This window comes from Bradyrhizobium sp. SOJA106 (assembly GCF_059448745.1).
Map to the genome: position 1 here is coordinate 5,045,070 of NZ_CM182549.1, position 20,068 is coordinate 5,065,137.

General features: G+C 64.6%; 18 protein-coding genes and 1 tRNA gene. 5 read left to right on the forward strand and 14 right to left on the reverse strand.

Annotation, left to right across the window (positions count from 1 at the left end; translation table 11 throughout):
* Positions 1-254: 254 nt before the first annotated feature.
* Positions 255-1,811 carry a porin gene (locus tag AC5V87_RS23540; RefSeq protein WP_456838134.1) on the reverse strand — a complete coding sequence of 519 codons (1,557 nt, stop codon included), beginning with the start codon at positions 1,809-1,811 and terminating at the stop codon, positions 255-257.
* Positions 1,812-2,214: 403 nt separating this feature from the next.
* Here AC5V87_RS23540 and AC5V87_RS23545 point away from each other — a divergent pair, with 403 nt between their 5' ends.
* The gene (locus tag AC5V87_RS23545; protein WP_167380687.1) at positions 2,215-2,721 is read left to right on the forward strand and encodes a MarR family winged helix-turn-helix transcriptional regulator; all 507 of its coding nucleotides are present in this window, start codon (positions 2,215-2,217) and stop codon (positions 2,719-2,721) included.
* 14 nt (positions 2,722-2,735) lie between these two features.
* On the opposite strand, the gene AC5V87_RS23550 is transcribed toward AC5V87_RS23545, so the two are convergent.
* Entirely contained in the window at positions 2,736-3,842 is a 1,107-nt protein-coding gene (locus tag AC5V87_RS23550; RefSeq protein WP_456838133.1) for an alpha/beta hydrolase family protein, read from the reverse strand.
* 275 nt (positions 3,843-4,117) lie between these two features.
* Positions 4,118-5,089 carry an SDR family oxidoreductase gene (locus tag AC5V87_RS23555; protein WP_495367929.1) on the reverse strand — a complete coding sequence of 324 codons (972 nt, stop codon included), beginning with the start codon at positions 5,087-5,089 and terminating at the stop codon, positions 4,118-4,120.
* Positions 5,090-5,543: 454 nt separating this feature from the next.
* Between AC5V87_RS23555 and AC5V87_RS23560 the strand changes: the two genes are divergently transcribed.
* Entirely contained in the window at positions 5,544-5,783 is a 240-nt protein-coding gene (locus AC5V87_RS23560) for a hypothetical protein (RefSeq protein ID WP_495367930.1), read from the forward strand.
* A gap of 120 nt (positions 5,784-5,903) precedes the next feature.
* On the opposite strand, the gene AC5V87_RS23565 is transcribed toward AC5V87_RS23560, so the two are convergent.
* Positions 5,904-6,878: an alpha/beta hydrolase fold domain-containing protein gene (locus AC5V87_RS23565; protein WP_495367931.1), complete on the reverse strand. Its 975-nt coding sequence runs from the start codon at positions 6,876-6,878 to the stop codon at positions 5,904-5,906.
* A gap of 120 nt (positions 6,879-6,998) precedes the next feature.
* Here AC5V87_RS23565 and AC5V87_RS23570 point away from each other — a divergent pair, with 120 nt between their 5' ends.
* Positions 6,999-7,631 carry a TetR/AcrR family transcriptional regulator gene (locus AC5V87_RS23570; protein ID WP_456838130.1) on the forward strand — a complete coding sequence of 211 codons (633 nt, stop codon included), beginning with the start codon at positions 6,999-7,001 and terminating at the stop codon, positions 7,629-7,631.
* Positions 7,632-8,028: 397 nt separating this feature from the next.
* On the opposite strand, the gene AC5V87_RS23575 is transcribed toward AC5V87_RS23570, so the two are convergent.
* From AC5V87_RS23575 to AC5V87_RS23605, 7 genes are all read right to left on the reverse strand, one after another.
* Positions 8,029-8,106: transfer RNA gene (locus AC5V87_RS23575), tRNA-Pro, on the reverse strand.
* A 126-nt stretch (positions 8,107-8,232) separates the two neighbouring features.
* Positions 8,233-8,805 (reverse strand): MerR family transcriptional regulator, encoded by a 573-nt coding sequence (locus tag AC5V87_RS23580; protein WP_456838129.1) that lies wholly within the window; start codon positions 8,803-8,805, stop codon positions 8,233-8,235.
* A gap of 27 nt (positions 8,806-8,832) precedes the next feature.
* Positions 8,833-9,174: an integration host factor subunit alpha gene (locus AC5V87_RS23585; RefSeq protein ID WP_018456841.1), complete on the reverse strand. Its 342-nt coding sequence runs from the start codon at positions 9,172-9,174 to the stop codon at positions 8,833-8,835.
* A gap of 128 nt (positions 9,175-9,302) precedes the next feature.
* Positions 9,303-10,283 carry a beta-ketoacyl-ACP synthase III gene (locus AC5V87_RS23590; protein WP_027559561.1) on the reverse strand — a complete coding sequence of 327 codons (981 nt, stop codon included), beginning with the start codon at positions 10,281-10,283 and terminating at the stop codon, positions 9,303-9,305.
* The gene (gene plsX / locus AC5V87_RS23595) at positions 10,280-11,341 is read right to left on the reverse strand and encodes a phosphate acyltransferase PlsX (protein WP_495367932.1); all 1,062 of its coding nucleotides are present in this window, start codon (positions 11,339-11,341) and stop codon (positions 10,280-10,282) included. The genes AC5V87_RS23590 and plsX overlap by 4 nt, the downstream gene beginning before the upstream one ends.
* Before the next feature lie 298 nt (positions 11,342-11,639).
* Positions 11,640-12,209, reverse strand: coding sequence for a YceD family protein (locus AC5V87_RS23600; RefSeq protein WP_456838127.1), 570 nt, complete (start codon positions 12,207-12,209; stop codon positions 11,640-11,642).
* On the reverse strand, positions 12,206-12,757 hold the full coding sequence (locus tag AC5V87_RS23605) for a ubiquinol-cytochrome C chaperone family protein (protein WP_495367933.1): 552 nt from the start codon (positions 12,755-12,757) through the stop codon (positions 12,206-12,208). The genes AC5V87_RS23600 and AC5V87_RS23605 overlap by 4 nt, the downstream gene beginning before the upstream one ends.
* Positions 12,758-12,855: 98 nt before the next feature.
* Here AC5V87_RS23605 and AC5V87_RS23610 point away from each other — a divergent pair, with 98 nt between their 5' ends.
* Both AC5V87_RS23610 and AC5V87_RS23615 read left to right on the forward strand, forming a co-directional pair.
* Entirely contained in the window at positions 12,856-13,341 is a 486-nt protein-coding gene (locus AC5V87_RS23610; protein WP_456838125.1) for an outer membrane protein assembly factor BamE, read from the forward strand.
* Positions 13,342-13,458: 117 nt separating this feature from the next.
* On the forward strand, positions 13,459-14,460 hold the full coding sequence (locus AC5V87_RS23615) for a Bug family tripartite tricarboxylate transporter substrate binding protein (protein WP_456838124.1): 1,002 nt from the start codon (positions 13,459-13,461) through the stop codon (positions 14,458-14,460).
* Positions 14,461-14,736: 276 nt separating this feature from the next.
* Here AC5V87_RS23615 and ltrA read toward each other — a convergent pair whose 3' ends face one another.
* The 3 genes from ltrA to thiL form a co-directional block, all read right to left on the reverse strand.
* Positions 14,737-16,116: a group II intron reverse transcriptase/maturase gene (gene ltrA, locus AC5V87_RS23620; protein ID WP_456837647.1), complete on the reverse strand. Its 1,380-nt coding sequence runs from the start codon at positions 16,114-16,116 to the stop codon at positions 14,737-14,739.
* 473 nt (positions 16,117-16,589) lie between these two features.
* A complete protein-coding gene (locus AC5V87_RS23625) occupies positions 16,590-18,710 on the reverse strand; it encodes a sodium-translocating pyrophosphatase (RefSeq protein ID WP_495367934.1) in 2,121 nt (706 codons plus the stop codon).
* 234 nt (positions 18,711-18,944) lie between these two features.
* A complete protein-coding gene (thiL, locus tag AC5V87_RS23630) occupies positions 18,945-19,943 on the reverse strand; it encodes a thiamine-phosphate kinase (protein ID WP_456838122.1) in 999 nt (332 codons plus the stop codon).
* Between the last annotated feature and the right edge of the window lie 125 nt (positions 19,944-20,068).

The following is a 20,068-nucleotide window of genomic DNA, read 5'->3' on the forward strand; positions in this document are numbered from 1 at the left end:
GCGGGGCATCACCGGAGGTCTCTGGAGGCTTAGCGTGAAGCTAAGAGCCGTGACTTTCGTAATCGGCTAAAGAGAGAATAGCTGATCAACTCAGGTAAGTAAATAAGTTTGAGGACCATCGAATCGCATGGCTCCTCTTCATCGTCCGCAGAGGCTGCCGGATTTTCCGAAAGCAGATCCTGCCGCAAGGCTCTCGCAAAAAGCCCCGGCGGTCTCCCGCCGGGGCTAAGGTCGGATCCGAGAGAACCTCGAGCTTACCAGTTGCGCTGGGCGCGCAGCAGCAGGCTGTAGGTGTCCTGGTCCTTCAGCTCGTAGGTGGCCGCCGGCTTGGCGACGCTCGTCAGAGCACCGGTCGTGATCGTGCCCGAGTACTTCTGGTCGAGGTGGCTGTAGGTGAAGTCAGCCGAGAAGGTCAGGTTCTTCACCGGCGTCCAGCGGGTGATGACGCCCACCTGGCCGATGTTGAAGTCCGGGTTGCAGGTGCCGGTCAGGGTGGCGAACGCGGCGCTGCCGCAGATCAGGCCCTTGGCCGTGCCGCTGTAGTTGACCGCAGCCCACGCGCCGTACAGCGCCGTGTTCCAGTACGGGCTCCAGTTGTGAGTGTAGGCACCACGGAAGCCGTAGGTCTTGGTCAGCTCCATGCCGCCGCCGGGGCCGAACACCGCGTCAGACACGCCGGCAAAGCCGATGCTCTGATAGGCCGCGTTCGAGCTGCCGAACATCGAGTAGCTGGTCGCGGCCAGCTCCTGGAAGTTGTAACGGCTCGCACCGTCGGTGTAGACGCCCGAGATGTTGATCACGTCGCCTGCGCCGGTCGGGATGTTCTTGATCTGCAAGGCGAGCTGAACGGCCCAGCCCCACTTGTCTTCAGGGTGACCGGTGGCTTCGGTCGCACCGTAGTAGGCGGCGTGGTTGTCATGCGCGGCGACCGACGCCTGGAAAAGACCCCAGGCCTGATCGACGCGGACCATGCCGACGATGTCGGGCGCACGGCTGCCGCCGAGGTTGTTCGAGCCGTAAGCGCCGCCCAGCACGCCGGTGGTGCTCATGCCGGCAGTGTTCCAGATGTTGGTCTGGAAGACCTGCGTCTGGTCCTGAAGCGAGAACGCCGCCGTCACGCCCTGACCGAAATCAGCGGTGTAGGTGGCCTGAACGACGCCGTTGGTGGTGCCGCTGCCGCCGACGAGCTGGTCGAAGTTGTTGCCGGGATAGTTGATCCAGGGCGCGTCGAACTGCGACACGGCCTTACCGAGGGTGAAGCCGGCGAACTGGATGAAGGCGTAGTAGACGCCGAGCGCGCCGCCCGAGATCGCACCGTCGGTACCGTTGACGGCACCGCTGGTCGAACCGACGAGGCCCGTGCCCGCAGCGTTGAGGCCGAGCGTGCCGCTGTACTGGGTCGCGCCCGTGGCCGAACCCGTGCCGACATAGTTGCCGGTCGTCCAGGTGAAGACCGCGTCGAAATAGGTGCGGACCACGCCGTACTCGGTCGCGGTGCGCGTGTCGATGTTGAGGTCTTCACGAGCGCGCATCGAGTAGTAGTTAGTCAGGCGGTTGTTCGCCGCGAACACGTTGTTGTACTGGGCGTTGTAGTTGCCGCCGGCGTTGAGCGCCACTTCGGCACGCAGATAGCCGCCCAGCTTGATGCAGGTGTCGCTGCCCGGGATGTAGTAGAAACCCGCGCCGTAAAGCGAGCAGACCTTCACGTACTCGACCGCCTTGGCCTTGAGCGGAAGATCAGCCGCCTGAGCTCCACCGACGGCGATTAGACCCGCCGCAGTGCCGAGCAAAAGGCTCTTCACCACTTTCATTGAAAACCTCCAAGTTCTCATTTTACGGAGACCGGACCGTGAGGCCCCCCAGATCCCCATCTCTTCAAATCCGCTCGGCCGCTTCGCGCTTTCGGACACACCCGCATTCGACGCGAGGGACGTGAGCGAACCACCTGCAACGGGACGATCGAGTACCCCCCACCGTCACGGAGCAATATGCCTGCGCCGTTCCGCTAATCAAAATAGTTTATCTGCTCAGCTTTGTAGTTTCACTAAACCTGTGCCCCGCGGGCAACACCCGGGTCGACTGATCTGCTGAGCCGGTCATCTTTGTAATTTTAGTGACAAAATTACCCTGCTCTGCACTTGCGTCAGAGCAGGCTTGCGTGGACTATGGCCTTCTACGACACCAGCCAGAAGATCAGATCACGGGAGTGACGCTGTGTCCGCAACGAGGAAGGAAGGAGCGCGTCTGCGCTCCATCGGAAATCTCGATATCATCCGGCGTTTCACCTGGGAGATATCCTCGATCAACATGTATCTGGAAGAACTGCGTCAGTTCTGGGCCAGAACGCTCGGCATCAGCGGGCCGCAATGGTTGATCCTGATGGCGATCTCCGACCTCGACAAGGACGACGGCATCCCGGTCAACGTCGTCTCCAAGCTGCTCCACGTCGATCCGTCCTTCGTCACGACCCAGTCCAAGCTGCTCGAGAAGAAGGGCCTGTTGCGCCGTCGTCCCTCCCCGACCGACGCCAGGGTGGTCCGCCTCTCCCTGACCGAGAAGACGCAGAAGCACCTGGCGAGCCTCAACGAGCAGTACAAGACCATCAAGGAATTCGTCTTCCAGGAATTCGACGAGAACGAGCTCACCGAATTCACCGCCAAGCTCGCGACGCTGAAGACCCGCCTGGAAAAGGCCTGCGTCCGTCTCAGCCTCGACTTCTGAGCGGGCTGCCGCCGCTAGATGCGCGCGCCGCCGAGCCGCGATTCGAGCCAGTCGAAGATGTATTCGTTGGCAAGGCTCGGGTTGTCCGCATGCGCCTGCGCTGCGCCGGTCTCCGTCGCGGTGAACACCTTGAGCATGACATCCGAGCTGCCGAGCCGCGAGTTCTGCACGATCTGACGGGCCCGATCGGCCTTCAGCCAGCCGTCCTCGCCCAGCGTGATCAGCACCGGACAATCGGCGCTGGACGCCATCAGCGGCGCATGGGGCACCGGGACGATGCTGACGTCGCTCATCGCGAACCGGCTGGCGAAGAAGGCGCGCTCGTGCAGGTCCCACAGGCCGCCGTCGCAGACGGCGGCGGCAAGGCGCGGCTCCTGCAACACGGCGCGCGCCACGAAGGAAGAGCCCCAGCCATCGGCGACGATCGCGACGCGATCGAAATCGACGTCGCGGCGGGTCTCCAGATAGTCCATGACGCCGGGAATCGCGCTCTCGAGATCCCGCCGCCGCAACAGCACGTCGAGATAATCGTCGCGCTGGTCGCCGAACAGGTCCAGCGCCAGCATCGAGAAGCCGCGCTCGCGCGCATGCGGCGCGAGCTTGAACAGGAACTCCTCCTTGCGGTGGCCGGGCTCGCCGATACAGATCACTGTCGGCGCCCGCCCGCCTGCCGCCGCGGGCAGGAAGTAGCCCTGCAACGCATGATCCTCGACCCATGGTATCGTCACGACTTCGCCGGACGGGTTGCGCGCCGTGAGATAACGACGGGCGCATTCCTGCATCGCCAGCACCGCAACCCAGCGGCGCTCGTCGGCCGGATCCAGCGGCATCGCCGCCGCGCCATAGTAATTCATCGCTCGCAGCCAGTTACGCTGCGCCGTCGCCATGTGGCCTTCGGCGAACGCGGCTTCGGCACGCTGACGGTTCACTTGCGCGAGCTTCTTCCACTCGCGATGCCAGGATTGCTCGTCACCACGCTTGAGCCGCCGCGCGATCATCAGACATTCCGCGATCGTGGCGCCGCCCTCCTGGGCCGCGGTGAGGAGCCGCGTGAATTCAGCGGAGATGTCCTCTCTCTCCGGGCAAAGGGTCCAGTCGTCGGAGAGGCATGCGGGTATCATCGGGAGCTACGCTCTATCGTCGCGTTACCCCTGATTCACTAAACTATTTTGGTTCCTTGACCAAGCCGCCGTGCGCCGAATGAGACCCGTTTGACATCACCATCGCTTGAACGATGCTTGATGAGCGGCCGCGTCGCATGCGTGACATTCCAATTCGTCATAAGGCGCCGAACATTGGCAGGAGGTGGCACGCAAAATCACCGGCGCACCTCTTGCCATGACGCGCATCATACATACATCCGCGCGCCATCGTTGACGGTGTCGGCCAGGCAGGTTCAGCCGAGACGCCAGCCGACCTCCTGCGTGAAACTTTCGTAGAAGGCGCGGTCATAGGCTTGCTCCGGCGTGGCCCGGACGCGCTCGTCAAGGCGCCTTGCATCCTCGCCCACAAGAATGCGCCATTGCTCCGCCTTGACCCCGTCGAGAATGATCTTGGCGGCCTGCGCGGCGGTCGTCGGCGCATCCTCGAGGAAGCTGCGGGCGCGCTCGGCGAACACCGCCTGGATATCCTCGTCCGACATCTTGTCGGCATCCGGCACGCCGGCCGCGACCATGCGCTTGCGGGTCAGCGCGACCTCGTCGGGGTTGAGCCGTTCCGAGCCGTCGGCGCTCTGCACCTTGCGCGAATTCGAAACGATCGAGGTGCCGATGTGGCCGGGCATCACCACGGAGCATTTGACGTGCGGCGCATGCAGGCGCAGATCGTTGATCAGCGCCTCGGTAAATCCCTTCACCGCGAACTTGGCCGAGCTGTAGGCGGTGTGCGCCTGGTTCATGCCGATCGAGGCCCAGAAGCCGTTGACGCTCGCGGTGTTGACGATGTGGGCCTCGTCCGCCGCGACCAGCATCGGCAGGAAGGTGCGAACGCCGAGATAGACACCGCCCCAGCAGATGTTGAAGGTGCGCTCCCACTGCTCGCGCGTGTTGGTGAACAGGCTGCCGCCGCCACCGATGCCGGCATTGTTGAACAGAAGATGGATCCGGTCCGTCTGCTGCTGCTCGGCGAGCTCGTCGCGAAAACGCTTGAGGTGATCCTCGATCGCAACGTCGGCGACATGCGTCGTAATGCGCAGTCCCTGCGGCAGCTTCTCGAGCTCGCAGAGCCGTTTGGTTTCGGCCATTGCCGCTTCCGAGACGTCGCACATCGCGACATTGCAGCCCTCGGCAACCAGCTGCCGGGCGAGCTCGCGTCCCATTCCCGTGCCGCCGCCGGTGATCACGGCGATCTTTCCTGCAAAATCCTTCATGGGACTTCGGGCCCTCCCCTTGTCGGTCTGTTTCTTTACAGCTGGCGCCGCCGACAGCGGCGCGCGCAAAATGTAGCAGCGCCGCATCCGCACGCAAAAGCTGATCGACGCGGCGCGCCGATCAAACATCGCGCCTTATTTCGAGGCACGGACTATTCCGCGCGAATCCGAGACGTGACGATCTCGGCACGACCCGCAGCTGCAGGCTGACCAGGCGCACCGGGGGCGTATCGGGGCAGTGGCCGCTGTGGCGCGCCCGCCACACGCGGTTTATCCCGCCGGTTCCCCGTATTTGTCCGGCTTCGGTTTAAGGGCAGCTTTTTTACAATCCGAATCGCCACATGGAATCCGGACGCTGGGTCGGGTCGGCCAGGCCACGTGTTGTTTGTGTCACAGGCTCTGGCACTCCGCTTGCATCCTCTTCGTGGTCAGAAACTACCGATGAGGTGACTGAATGTTCGTGACCGTCGTAGCCGTGCTCTGCCGGCTTGGTGCATCCGCCACAGGCGGCTGTGTCGAAGAGATCGTGACCGACAGCAACATGACGCCCGAGATGTCGATGATGCAGTGTGCGGTCGGCGCACAGGCTCCGCTTGCCAAATGGATGGGCGAGCATCCGATCTATCGCGCCAATTGGCGCCTCGAGCGCTACAAATGCGTGCCGGGCCACTACGAGATCAAGGGCCACGCCTAAGGCCCCGCAAAACGACGTCCATCGAGGAAACGCCCGGGGCTGCCTTGTCCCTCCGCGCGCATACTGCCAGCGCCGGACTCATCGAGACGGCGCCTCGCGTGACAATGATCACGCTTCCCCTCAAGCTACCGCTCGCAAAATGATCGCACGCGCCTGCCGCCCCTCCGGCGTCGGCATCAGCGCATAATTGTGCGGCTGGTCACGGAGCAGATGCAGCTCGACCGGCACGCCCACCGCCCTCGCCCGCTCCGCAAGATCGACGCTGTCGGGGTAGAGCAGATCGCGCGTCCCCGAGAAAATGGTCATCGGCGCAAGCGCGCGGAAGGCGCCGTTGAGCGGGCTGACGAAGGGATGGCCGACATCGAGCTCGCCGGCATAGAGGCGCCCGGCTTCGACGATCCCGGGAATGTCCTGGATCGGGTCGCGCGCCGCGATCTCGACCTGCTCCGGGCGGCTGACCGAGGCCTCGGCCGCAGGCGAGATCAGCATCAGCCGGTTCGGCTGCCGATGGCCGCGGTCGCGCAGCCACTGGCATGCGGCGAGCGCGAGGCCCGCGCCGGCCGAATTGCCGACCACCGTGACCTTTGCCGGCCCGGCATCCTCCAGCAGCATCCGCAGCAGCTCGGCCGTCGCCGGCACGACGTCCTTGGCGGTGGCCCGCGGCGCCAGCGGATAGATCGGCACGACGCAGACGACGCGCGCCTTGCGCGTCATCTGGCCGATGAAGCGCCAATGCGCCGGTACGATCTCGTTGATGTAGCCGCCGCCATGCAGGAACATGACGAAGTTGCAGCCCTCATGGCCCGACGACGGCGCCGTGTAATAGACCGGCCAGCCGCCCATCTTGGTCAGCGTCGCCTCGACGCCGCGGCCAAGTCCCGTCGGCTCGAACGATGCCGGCTGCAGCGCGAGCTTCTGCACATGGGCCTGCACCGCCTCGGCTGACGCGAGCTGCTCCTTGTACGGAAGCTGCCGCAGCAGCAGGTTGAAGGCGCGGCTCTGCAGGCTTGGCGCGGGATCGAGCGGCGCCCCAGCACCGAACACGCAACCGCCTGGGCAAAGCTGCAATGCCGATACAAGTCTTGCAACGCTCATGGTCCGTCCTCCGCCTGGCTGCATCCATATGGCGACGAAGCAGCTTGCCGGAAGGCCGCGCTTCGCCGATATAATGCGAGCGAACGCTCGTTTTTTCTACTCGCATTCGGATTCGACGCCATGGCGCGCAAGCCGCCGACAAAACCCCGGAAAAATGCCTCGCAAGCACGCTCGCGCGCCACGGTCGACGCGCTGATCGAGGCAACCGCTCGCATTCTGGTCCGCGAAGGTTTTGAGAAGACGAGCACCAACCGCATCGCCGAGGTCGCCGGCGTCAGCGTCGGCTCGCTCTACCAGTATTTTCCGAGCAAGGAGGCGCTGGTCGCCGCCGTGATCGACCGTCACAACGACGAGATCATGCACATCGTCCGCGCCGCCTTCGTCGAGGTCGCGGACATGCCGGTCGAGAAAGCGGTGCGCCGGCTCGTCACCGTCGCGATCGAGGCCCATCACATCGATCCGGACCTGCATCGCGTCCTCGCCGAGCAGATCCCGCGCTCGGGGCGGCTCGCCGAAGTCGAGGCCTTCAATCACGAGGTCCACGCCCTCGTCCGCGACTATTTCGAGAGCCGTCGCACGGAGATGCGCAAGATAGACCTCGATATGGCAACCTTCATCTGCGTCAGCGCGATCGAGGCGGTGGCGCACAACACGGTGCTGCACCAGGCCGAGATGCTGTCGGAGAAAACGGTGAAGACGCTGGTCGACGAGACCACAAGGATGGTAGTGGGCTATTTGCGTCCATCCGGGTAGCACGCGTCATCTGTTACAGATTTGTCGCACTTCAAGAACGCGTGCGCGAGCCTCGTCGAGGTCTTGAACTTGGCAAAAAAGCCCCACCTATCCGGCGAGCGGCAAAATACCTGAGAAAGTCAGCTAATGCAGTCACCAGAATGGAAGGCGATGGCCATTGCCGGAGCGATTGCGCTCCTGTCGGTGTCCCTGCTGGCCGCCGACGCAACGCTCGACCTGAGCGCCAGCGGGTTCACCAAGCGCCTCGAAAGCGCGCGGGCGTCCATCGTGGATGTGGTGGGACCGCGCCAACTCGCCTTCGCCGTCCGGACCTGGACCCGCGGCAAGCCGCTGCCCGAGCCGCAGTGCCAGCACAGCGCCGCGATCGCGCAAAGCTTCGGTCCATTTGAGAAGAAAATGGTCGGAGCGAGAGGATTTGAACCTCCGACCCCTAGTCTCCCAGACTAGTGCGCTAACCGGGCTGCGCCACGCTCCGAATGCCGTTCCATTAGCTAGGATCGCCGCTTTGCGCAAGGCGAGGTCACACCATTTTGCTGGTTCGGTCCAATAGGCCGTGGGCCAATGTCCCGGGAACTGTCCGCAAAGTCGGCGAAAGGCGCCCTCACCCGTCCTTCAGCGCCTGATCCAGCATCTCACGGCAGGCGACGAGGTCGGCGAGCGCCCGGCCCAGCCGCTCGCGATCCAGCGCGCTGGGGCCGGAGGGCGCGGCGCCGCCCTTGCGGAAGGTGGTGAGGATTTCCTCGTCGTCGACCTCCGTGAAGCGGAAGTCGATGCCTTCTTCCTCATCCCCCTGGTAGTCGTCATCATCGGCGTCGGTGATGCCCGTGATGGGGGCCTCGTCGTCCGGCTCCATCAGGCTCTGGCCGATGGCGTCCTCGATGGCCCCGAACGAGACGGCGGCCGCACCGTCAGCGAGGCCCTGCACCGACTTGACGCCATGCTCCTTGAGGATCCGCTGCACGCCACGGATGGTGTAACCCTCGCCGTAGAGCAGCCTGCGGATGCCCTTGAGCAGGTCGACGTCGTCGGGGCGGTAGTAGCGGCGGCCGCCGCTGCGCTTCATCGGCTTGATCTGCGAGAAGCGGGTCTCCCAGAACCGCAGCACGTGCTGCGGAATGTCGAGTTCCTGCGCTACTTCGCTGATGGTTCGGAACGCATCCGGCGCCTTGTCCAAATGCCAAATCCTTATCCGACGGGCGAATTACGCCTCGGGTTGAGCCTTGCTGGCGTCGCCGTTGGTGCGATGCTGGGCGTTGATGCGCTGCTTCAGGATCGCCGACGGCTTGAACACCATCACCCGCCGCGGCGAGATCGGCACTTCGGTGCCGGTCTTCGGATTACGGCCGATGCGCTGACCCTTCTTGCGCACCATGAAGGAACCGAACGAGGACAGCTTCACCGTCTCGCCCTTCTCCAGGCAGTCGGTGATCTCCTTCAGCACGAGTTCCACGAAGGCGGACGATTCCGTGCGCGACAGCCCCACCTTCTGGTAGACGGCTTCGCAGAGATCGACACGCGTTACGGTTTTACTTTGATCGGTCATCGCCCTGCCCCACATCACGGCGAACAATTGTTGTCTGAAATTATGAGCTTACGGCACGGCGGTCAACAGCGCTCATCAATGCAGACGCATCGATAATTGGCGCTGATTCCGGCAAAATTTTATCGACGCTACCAGCGCACCAGCGCGGAGCCCCAGGTGAAGCCCCCGCCCATCGCTTCCAGCAGCACCAGGTCGCCGCGCTTGATGCGGCCGTCCTTGCGCGCCACCGACAGCGCCAGCGGGATCGAGGCCGCCGAGGTGTTGCCGTGACGGTCCACCGTCAGCACCACCTTCTGCGGTGCGATATGAAGCTTGTGCGCGGAGGCGTCGATGATTCGCTTGTTGGCCTGGTGCGGCACGAACCAGTCGATGCTGTCGGCATTGAGCCCGGTCGCCTCGAAGGCATCGACGATCACGTCGGTGATCATGCCGACCGCATGCTTGAAGACCTCGCGGCCCTCCATGCGCAGATGGCCGACGGTCTGGGTCGAGGACGGACCGCCGTCGACGAACAGTTTTGCTTTGTGGCGGCCGTCGGAGCGCAGATGCGTGGTCACAACGCCACGGTCGGTCGCGGCCTTGCCCGGCTGCTCCTGCGCCTCCAGCACCACGGCGCCGGCACCGTCACCGAACAGCACGCAGGTGCCGCGGTCGTTCCAGTCGAGGATGCGCGAGAAGGTCTCCGCGCCGATCACCAGCGCGCGCTTGAAGGCGCCGGTACGCAGGAAATTGTCGGCGGTGGCAAGTGCAAACACGAAGCCCGAGCACACCGCCTGGAGATCGAACGCGGCGCCATGATTGATGCCGAGTCCATGCTGCACGGCGACGGCCGTTGCGGGAAACGTGTTGTCGGGCGTCGAGGTCGCCAGCACGATCAGCTCGATCGACTGCGCATCGATGCCGGCATCGGTGAGCGCGGCCTGCGCCGCCTTGATCGCCAAATGCGAGGTGAACTCGCCCTCGGCCGCGATGTGCCGCTCACGAATGCCGGTGCGCTGCACGATCCACTCGTCGGACGTGTCGATACGCGCCGCCAATTGGGCATTGGTCACCACCTGCTCCGGCAGGTAGGAGCCGCAGCCGAGCACGACCGAACGAATTTGAGTCACGAAACAGCCTCCTGCGCGGACTGCACGGAAGTGAGTGCACCGCCCTCGCGGTTGAGCATCTGATTGATCTTGTTCAGGAGATCGTAGTGAGCCATCTCATAGCCAACATCGATCGCATAGGCAAAGCCTTCGGCGTTGATTCCGCCATGGCTCTTGACCACCAGTCCATTGAGCCCCAGCAACACCCCGCCGTTGGACTTGTTGGGGTCCATCTTGTCGCGCAGGGCCTGGAAGGCGCTGCGGGCAAAGAGATAGCCGAGCTTGGACAGCCAGCTCCGTTCCATCTCGTTGCGGAGTAATTCCGCCATCTGCCGCGCGGTTCCCTCGGCGGCCTTGAGCGCGATGTTGCCGCTATAGCCTTCGGTCACGATGACGTCGGCCAACCCCTTACCGATGCCATCGCCCTCGACGAAGCCGATATAGTCGAGTTCCGGCAGGTTCCGCGCGCGCAGGATTTCACCGGCCTCGCGGATCTCCTCGTGTCCCTTGATTTCCTCGGTGCCGATGTTGAGCAGGCCGACCGTCGGGCGCGGCTTGTTGAACTGCACGCTCGCCATGGCCGCGCCCATCACCGCGAGCGCCACCAGATGCCGCGCATCGCCGCCGATCGTGGCGCCAAGGTCGAGCACGACGGATTCACCGCGCTTGGTCGGCCAGATCGCGCTGATGGCCGGGCGGTCGATGCCCGGCAGCGTCCGCAGGTGGAAACGCGACATCGCCATCAGCGCGCCGGTATTGCCGGCGGACACCGCGACATCCGCCTCGCCCTTCTTCACCGCGTCGATGGCGAGCCACATCGAGGAGGTCTTGCGGCCGCGCCGCAGCGCCTGGCTCGGCTTGTCGGAACCGCTCACGGCAACCTCGGTGTGGATAATCCTCGAGGCGGCCTTGAGGGCGGGATGCTTCTCGAGCTCGGGCTCGATCCTGGCGCGGTCCCCGACGAGCAGGAATTCGGTGTTGCGATGCCTGCCAAGCGAGATGGCGGCGCCTGGAATCACCACGGCGGCGCCGGCGTCGCCCCCCATGGCGTCCAGCGCGATGCGAACCTTGCTTAGCATGAAAGTCCTGGAAACCTGGTCTGGTGCGGTCTTGAACGAGCGGGGCCGCGAAATGGGTTCGCCAACGATTTGGCGACCGGCCAAGCGCCACGCCGCACCCGGACCGCGGCGCGACAATAGCGTTTTGTTATCCCGAAACAACCTCTTGCCCCCAGCCTTTTGTATTCAGGACGATCAGCTGGCAGGTGATCGAATTCGCCGTAAACAACAATAAATTCAAATAGATATGACTATTCCTCAAACCATCCTGACAAACGCCTCGCACCCCCTCGCAAGGCGATCACCTTGAAATGCCGATTTATCGGCCCTTCTTCGCGTCCTGGAGCGCCTTCAGCGCCGCGAACGGATGATCCTCCGGGTCGGGAGCGGTAACTTCCGCCTCGAACACGGCCCCGGGCTTGCGGGGATAGGGATCGATCGCCAGGAACAGCGCGTCGGTGGCGAGCCGGCCGAGATCGATGATGCCGCCAACGATGGCCTCGGGCGGATCGACGACCTCCGGAGGCTCCTCGTCGTCCTGGCCCTCCTCGATCAGGTCGGCAAGGCGGCGCGCCTCGGCCTCGGGAGCGAAGATCAGGTCCACCTCCTCCTCGATGTCGTTCTCGATCGGATCGAGCGTCACGACGCAGGTCTGGCCGATCCGGGCGCGGACTTGGCCCGTGACCTGATAGCGGCCGCCGCTTTTCGGCACGACGTCGAAGCTGGCCTTGGCGGACAGGATCTCGCGAAGGCCGGCGAGCTCGGCCATGGCCTGCCGTTCGGCGGCCGACGCCTCGAGTTCGCGATACACGCCGGTGTCGGGAATCTGCGCGACGATGACGGGAGACCGCCAGGGATCGGGCGCGGCTCCGGTGTGCGGTCGGCTCATGGTTTGACATCCTCGGAAAGCGCTGGCGGAAACTTGAACGACGCGCGCAGCAGCGCGGCCTCGCTGGTCCGGCCGAGATCGGCCTCCGTGGCTAGGGCATAAGCCGCGAGCCGCCGCGCCTGGTCCAGACCGGACCCGTTCAAGATATTCTTGCAGATCGCCGCCGCCAGCGCCTCGCCGCCGGCTTCGATCGCCTGGTCGTAGGCCTGCACCCGGCCGTAAAACGCCTCGCCGAAGGCCCGCATCCGCTTCGGCACGGTCTGGTCGCCGACCCCCATCTCGCGCAGATTGTCGTCCATGTCCTCGCAGAAGCGGTCGAACAGCGCCTGCGACAGCTCGGTGGCGCCCTGGACAGTGCGCAGCCGGCGCAGCACCAGCCAGAGATGCAGCAGCAACAGGTCGAAACGCCCGTTAACCGTATCGGACACGCCCAAGTCGCGGTAAAATATGGGTTCTCGCGCCTGCGTCACGATCATGCCATAGATGGCTTCAATGGTGCCGGCCGGGGCTAGCCGGGGTTTCCTGAAGTGATTGAACGGCCAAAGCATTGTGGTTTCCGCAAGCGGGCGCGCGCGTGTTGCATTCAGAGCCTCCGCCCGGTACTTCAGCGCCTCGCGCGACGCAAGGGGACGGAATCAGTTCCGCTATGACGATAACGAACCAGACCAGCCCGCGCGCAAGCCAGCCGCGCGGCCTTCATGCACGCTGGCGCGGCTTGCGCATGGCTGCCGCCGTGGCTCTGGTCGGCCTGGCGCTGGTGGGCTGCACCGGCGAGCAATTCCAGAAGGGCTACATCCTTCCTCCCGGCGCGCTGGAGCAGATTCCGATCGGCGCAAGCCAGGACCAGGTGCTGATCGTGATGGGTACGCCCTCCACGGTCGCGACCCTCGACGGCGAAGTGTTCTACTACATCTCGCAGCGCTCGGAGCGTCCCGTCGCCTTCATGAACCAGAAGGTGGTCGATCAACGCGTGATCGCGATCTATTTCGACAAGAACCGGCGCGTGCGTCGGCTCGCGAACTACGGCCTCCAGGACGGCAAGATCTTCGACTTCATCAGCCGCACCACGGCGACGTCGGGTCAGGAGATGAGCTACCTCGCGCCGCTGTTCAAGCTGCTGAGCTTTAACTGATCCTTCAGCCTGCGGCGTCCTGTCGCTGTCCGCGCGGCGCTCGCCGCCGTCCGCGACTTGCCGTTGCGCGCGGCCTTCCCTACGCTCCCTGTAAAACAAGAAGCAGGGAGTGGATTCGTGCCCAATCGTTTGTTGTCCCGCCGTCGCGTGCTGACCGCTGCTGCCGGCCTTTCGGCTGCGGCGATCCTGCCGCGATCGAGCCTGGCCGACTGGAAGCCGACCGAGAACGTCCGCATCATCGTGCCTGCCGCAGCCGGCGGCTCGACCGACGTCATGGGCCGGCTCTTGGCCGCGCATCTGCAAACCGTCTGGGGCCAATCGGCTGTCGTGGAAAACCGCTCCGGCGGCGGCGGCACGATCGGCACGGCCGAAGCGGTCCGCGCCAAGCCTGACGGACACACCATCCTGATCGGCAATCCCGGGCCGAACGCCATCGCCTACAGCATCTTCAAGAACCTCACCTACAAGCCGGACCAGCTCCAACCGGTCTCCAACATGATCCGGATCCCGAACATCGTCTCGGCGCATCCGAAGACCGGCATCAAGTCGATCGCCGAGCTGATCGCGTATCTGAAGGCCAATCCGGATAAGCTCAGCTACGCCTCCTCTGGCGTCGGCCAGAGCCCGCATCTCACCGGCGCCTGGTTTCTCCAGCTCACCGGCCTGAAAATGACGCACATCCCGTTCCGCGGCGCCGGTCCCGCGCTCCAGGCCGCGCTTGCGGGTGACATCCAGATCCTGTTCGACAATCTCTATCCGAGCCTGCCGCAGGTGCAGAACGGCACCCTCACGGGCCTCTGCGTCACCACGCCAGAGCGCAGTGACCTCGCGAAGGACCTGCCGACCATGCGCGAGAGCGCGCCGGAGCTCGCCAATTTCGACGTGTCTTCCTGGTTCTCGGTGTTCCTGCCGAAGGGCGTCCCCGCGCCCGTGCTCGACGCACTCAATCTCCAGGTCAAGGCGATGCTGGAGCGCGACGACATCAAGAAGCAGATCGCCGCCATGGGCGCCCGCGCCGACTACGGCACGCCGCAGCAGTTCGCCGCCTTCGTGGACGCCGAGACGAAGAAGTTCGCCGGCATCATCCAGAAGGAAGGGCTGCAGATGGACGTGCAGTAGGCGCGCTCAAGAGAGGTCGGCACAAGGAGAGCGCGCAACACACCGCTGTCATTCCCCGCGCCGGCGGGGAATCCAGCACCCCGCGCCTTATCCGTATGCCATCATCGCCTCTGGAATACTGGATCGCCCGCCTGCGCGGGCGACGATGGCGAGGTTGAAGCTGCGCAATGACGGGATGGCTGAGATCGGCCTCTCCAATCGGGATAGGGGGAGTCTCGCGACTCCTCCCCTCCCACACCACCGTACATACGGGTCCGTATACGGCGGTTCGGCGGATTATGCAGGCCACTGTCCCGTGACGGAAGCCAAGCCGAGCGAAGCGAAGAAGCTGTTTGGCAGAGCAATGGCGAGCGCGGGGCTGTTCGCGAGCCGCCAAGGGCCATGCGGGGCGCCGGCAGTTTGCGCTGCCAGATCCCGGCCGACGCCACGGCGTCGCAGCTCGGCGAAGCGAGCGGGTCCATACTTCCATTGCTTCCAGACGACGGCGCGCAGCCGCCGCCTGATCCACCGGTCAAGCACGCGCAACACCGACGGGGTTTGGCAGAAGCCGAAGTAGCCGCGCCACCCGATCAGGTAGGCTGACAGCTCCTTGGTAATCTGCACGAGGCTTCGACCGCACGTGCGTCGCGTCAGCTCCAGAACTTTTACCTTGAAGCGGGCGAGCGCCTGCGGCGCGATGCGCCGTCGCGGTGGTTCACTTCCGCCGGTAAAGCTGAAGCCCAGGAACTTGCGAACGCTCGGTTTGGCGACCGCACTCTTGGCCTTGTTGATCTTGAGCTTGAGGTGCTTTTCGAGGAACCGTTCGAGGCCGGCCAACACCCGCTCGCCCGCCTTCTGACTGCGTACATAGATATTGCAGTCGTCGGCGTAGCGCACGAAGCGATGGCCGCGTTTCTCCAGTTCCTTGTCCAGCACATCCAGCATCAGGTTCGACAACAGCGGCGAGAGCGGTCCGCCTTGCGGCGTACCCTCCTCCGTCGGGCTGACCAGCCCTGCCTCCATCACACCCGCAGTCAAGAAGCCACGGATGAGCTTGAGGAGGCGCTTGTCAGCGACCCGTTTGGCAATGAGCCCCATCAGGATGTCGTGGTTGACCCGGTCGAAGAACTTTTCCAGATCGATGTCGACGACGACGGCGTAACCGGATGCGATGTAGGTCTGCGCCCGTTCCACCGCCTGATGCGCCGAGCGGGTCGGCCGGAAGCCGAAGCTCGCCTCGGAGAACGTTCCGTCCCAATCTGCCTGCAACACCTGCATCACCGCCTGCTGGATGAAGCGGTCGAGCACCGTCGGGATGCCGAGCGGCCGCAGGCCGCCCGACGCCTTCGGTATCTCCACCCGCCGCACCGGCTGTGGCTTATAGGTGCCGTCAAGCAACTGGGCGCGGATCGTGAGCCAGTGCTCCTTCAGATAGGCCGATAGCTCGCCGACGGTCATCCCATCGACGCCTGCCGCACCCTTGTTGCGCTTCACTTGCGCCAATGCTGCTTGCAGATTCTCACGCTCGACGACTACTTCCATCGACGGTCCTGCGACCGCCGGGCGTTCGAGGCTGGCTCTCACCGCGCTTGCTTCGGTCTCTCCGGCGGCGGAGCTTGCGGCTTCACCGCCTGCTCCGGTGCCCAAGTTCAGTTCGACCTGATTCTTCTGCCGCATGGCTCGCGCGAGATCGTTGCTCTACTAACCACTTCCACCGTTCGGGCCTTCGGCGGCACACGCCACCTACTATGCCCTCAGCTGACTTCTGCGCTGCGGTCGGGCCGCCTTACGACGACCTCAGTCCCGTTGCCGGGACACAACGCAGACCTCCCGAGGTAAGACCGACCGCCTTCACCGCGCGCCCGCCGAATTTACCACCCCGACCCTTGATGACCCTGGACTTCGCGATCAGTTGCTCGCTCGTCCGGCCGGGTAGGCCTCGTTATCCGGTGTTTGTCCATCGGGCCGCGGCTTTGCTCCACGCTTTCTTCAGACCCCACCTCGCGGTGACGCCCTTGCGCTTCGCTAATCCTTCGCCGCCATCAGGCTGGATAGAGGACTTCCACCTCCAAGCTGTCGTTCATACTCGGCACACAGCAAAAACCCCGCGGCTTGCGCCGCGGGGTTTGTCTTGTGCAGCCTTGGCCAGCTCAGTGCGCCAGGATCGCCAGCAGCAAGAGCGCCACGATGTTGGTGATCTTGATCATCGGGTTCACGGCGGGGCCGGCCGTGTCCTTGTAGGGATCGCCGACGGTGTCGCCGGTCACCGCGGACTTGTGGGCATCACTACCCTTGCCGCCGAAATGACCGTCCTCGATGTACTTCTTGGCGTTGTCCCAGGCGCCGCCGCCGGAGGTCATGGAGATCGCGACGAACAGGCCCGTCACGATCACGCCGAGCAGCATCGCGCCCACCGCCGAGAACGCCGCCGACTTGCCGGCCGCGCCGCCCCCCGCGATCGCGTAGATCACGAAATAGACGACGATCGGCGACAGCACCGGAAGCAGCGAGGGGATGATCATCTCCTTGATCGCCGCCTTGGTGAGCAGGTCGACCGCCTTGCCGTAATCGGGCTTGTCCGTGCCCTGCATGATGCCCGGCTTCTCGCGGAACTGACGCCGCACCTCCTCCACGATCGCCCCGGCCGCGCGGCCCACAGCGGTCATGCCCATCGCGCCGAACAGATACGGTAGCAGGCCGCCGAACAGCAGACCGACCACGACATAGGGGTTGTTGAGCGAGAAGTCCGGATTGACGCCGGCGAAGTAGGCGTGATGCGCGCTGTCGCCAACGAAGAACTTGAGGTCCTGGTTGTAGGCCGCAAACAGCACCAGGGCGCCGAGACCGGCGGAGCCGATCGCGTAGCCCTTGGTCACCGCCTTGGTGGTGTTGCCGACCGCGTCGAGCGCGTCGGTCGACTTGCGCACCTCCTTCGGCAGGCCCGCCATCTCGGCGATGCCGCCGGCGTTGTCCGTCACCGGACCGAAGGCGTCGAGCGCGACGATCATGCCGGCGAGCGCCAGCATGGTGGCGGTCGCGATCGCGATGCCGAACAGGCCGGCGAGGCTATAGGTGACCAGAATGCCGGCGATGATGACGATCGCGGGCAGCGCGGTCGCCTCCATCGAAACGGCGAGACCCTGGATCACGTTGGTGCCGTGACCAGTCACCGACGCCTGGGCGATCGACTTCACCGGGCGATAGTCCGTGCCGGTGTAGTATTCGGTGATCCAGATGATCAGTGCGGTGACGACGAGGCCGACCACGCCGCATTCGAACAGCGCCGTGCCCGTGTAGTCGACGCCCTCGAGCTTGCCGAAGCCGATCAGGGCGTAGATCACCCCGCCGATGCCGATCAGTGACAGGATGCCGGTTGCGATCAGGCCCTTGTAGAGCGCGCCCATGATCGACTGGCTCGCCCCGAGCTTGACGAAGAAGGTGCCTATGATCGAGGTGATGATGCAGATGCCGCCGATCGCGAGCGGCAGCGTCATCATATTGGCGAGGATCGGCGTCTTGGCAAAGAAGATCGCCGCGAGCACCATGGTGGCGACCGCGGTCACCGCATAGGTCTCGAACAGGTCGGCGGCCATGCCGGCGCAGTCGCCGACGTTGTCACCGACGTTGTCGGCGATCGTGGCAGGGTTACGCGGATCGTCTTCGGGAATGCCGGCCTCGACCTTGCCGACGAGATCGCCGCCGACGTCCGCACCCTTGGTGAAGATGCCGCCGCCGAGACGGGCGAAGATGGAGATCAGCGAAGCGCCGAAGCCGAGCGCCACCATGGCATCGACCACGGTGCGGCTATCGGGCGCGAGCTTCAGCGAGTGGACCAGGAAGCCGAAATAGAGGGTGACGCCGAGCAGCGCGAGACCGGCCACAAGCAGGCCCGTGATCGCGCCGGCCTTGAAGGCGAGCTCGAGACCGCCGGCAAGCGAGGTCGTCGCCGCCTGCGCGGTGCGCACATTGGCGCGCACCGAGACGTTCATGCCGATGAAGCCTGCGGCGCCGGACAGGATGGCGCCGATGGCAAAACCGATCGCGACATAGAGCCCAAGGAAATAGGCAAGCAGCAAGAAGATGGCGATGCCGACGATCCCGATCGTGGTGTATTGGCGCCGGAGATACGCCTGTGCACCTTCGCGCACGGCAGCTGCGATCTCCTGCATGCGCGGCGACCCCGCATCCGCGCCCAACACCGAAGACGTCGCCCAAATCGCGTAGACGACGGAAAGCACTCCGCAGAGCACTATCAACCATAATGCTGTCATGTGATTTTTTGCCTCAGATCCTTGATGTACCCCCGGCGCCTTTTGTTGTCCGTCATGCGGTGCAGCGCCTTGATTTTGAACAAGGCCGCCCCCTGCCCGAAGGGGGCGGCCTCAGTCGCCAGCGAGCTTGCCAAAATCAAATTGAGGGTGCAACGCCGGATCAGGCCTAAGAAGCCGATCTCGGCAAGTATTTAGGCCTGCTTCCGAGAGCCTGGCCACCGTTTCGAGCAATTCCTAGAAGTGGCTATAGGACAGCCGTCGCAAGGTCAATTCCGTGCCCTGCTCGTTCAGGAAGCGCGGCCGCTCATGGCCGGCGACGATCGTGCCGATCGCAGTAACCGCTACCCCGGCGGCCCGTCCCGCGGCAATCAGCACATCGCTGTGGGCAGGCGGCGCGGTGCACAGCACCTCGTAGTCGTCGCCCCCTGCAAGCAGCGTCTCAACACAAACGGCATTGCGCGTGACCAGGTCTGCCGCCGCCGCCGACAGCGGCACGCTCATGACGTCGATCCTGGCCGAAACGCCGGACGCCGCACAGAGCTTTGTCAGATCGCCGGCGAGCCCGTCGGAGACATCCATGGCCGCCGACGCGTGGTCACGCATGCTCTCCGCCAGAATATTGCGCGGCTGCGGCACGCGATAACGAGAGATCAGAGTTTCCCTTGCCACGGGATCGGACGCGAGCGCGCCGGCCGCAGCCCCACCCGTAAGCACGTCGAGGCCGAGCGCGGCATCTCCGATCGTCCCCGTCACCAGGATGCGGTCGCCCGGCTTCGCGCTGGTGCGGCCGACCATCCGGCCCTTCGGCACGCGCCCGAACGCCGTGATCGAGATCATCTGCGGCCCCGGCGTCGACACCGTGTCGCCGCCGAGCAGCGGGCATGCGAAGGTTCTTGCATCCTCGCCGAGCGCATCCGCGAATGGCCGGAGCCATGCATCCTCCTGGCTGCGCAGCGCCAGCGTCAGTACGAAGCCGGCGGGCACAGCCCCTTTGGCGGCGAGGTCCGACAGGTTCACCCGCAGCGCTTTTCGCGCGATCGTGTCGGGCGGGTCGGTGGCAAGATAGTGCACGCCTTCAACGACGGCGTCGGTGGTGACGACGATGTCGTCGCCGGATGAGGACAGGACCGCGGCATCATCGATCAGCCCGAACGCACCGGGATCGGTCGCCAGCGGCTTGAAATAGCGTGCGATGAGGGAGTCTTCGGCAGAGGGATTGTGCTGGTTTGCCACTTGCCCTAACCCCACTCTCCGCTGTCATCGCCCGGCTTGAGCGGACGATCCGGTATTCCAGAGACAGTCGTGTGACATCGATCGGCCGCGACGTACTTCATCACCCGCCTTCGCGGGTGACGACA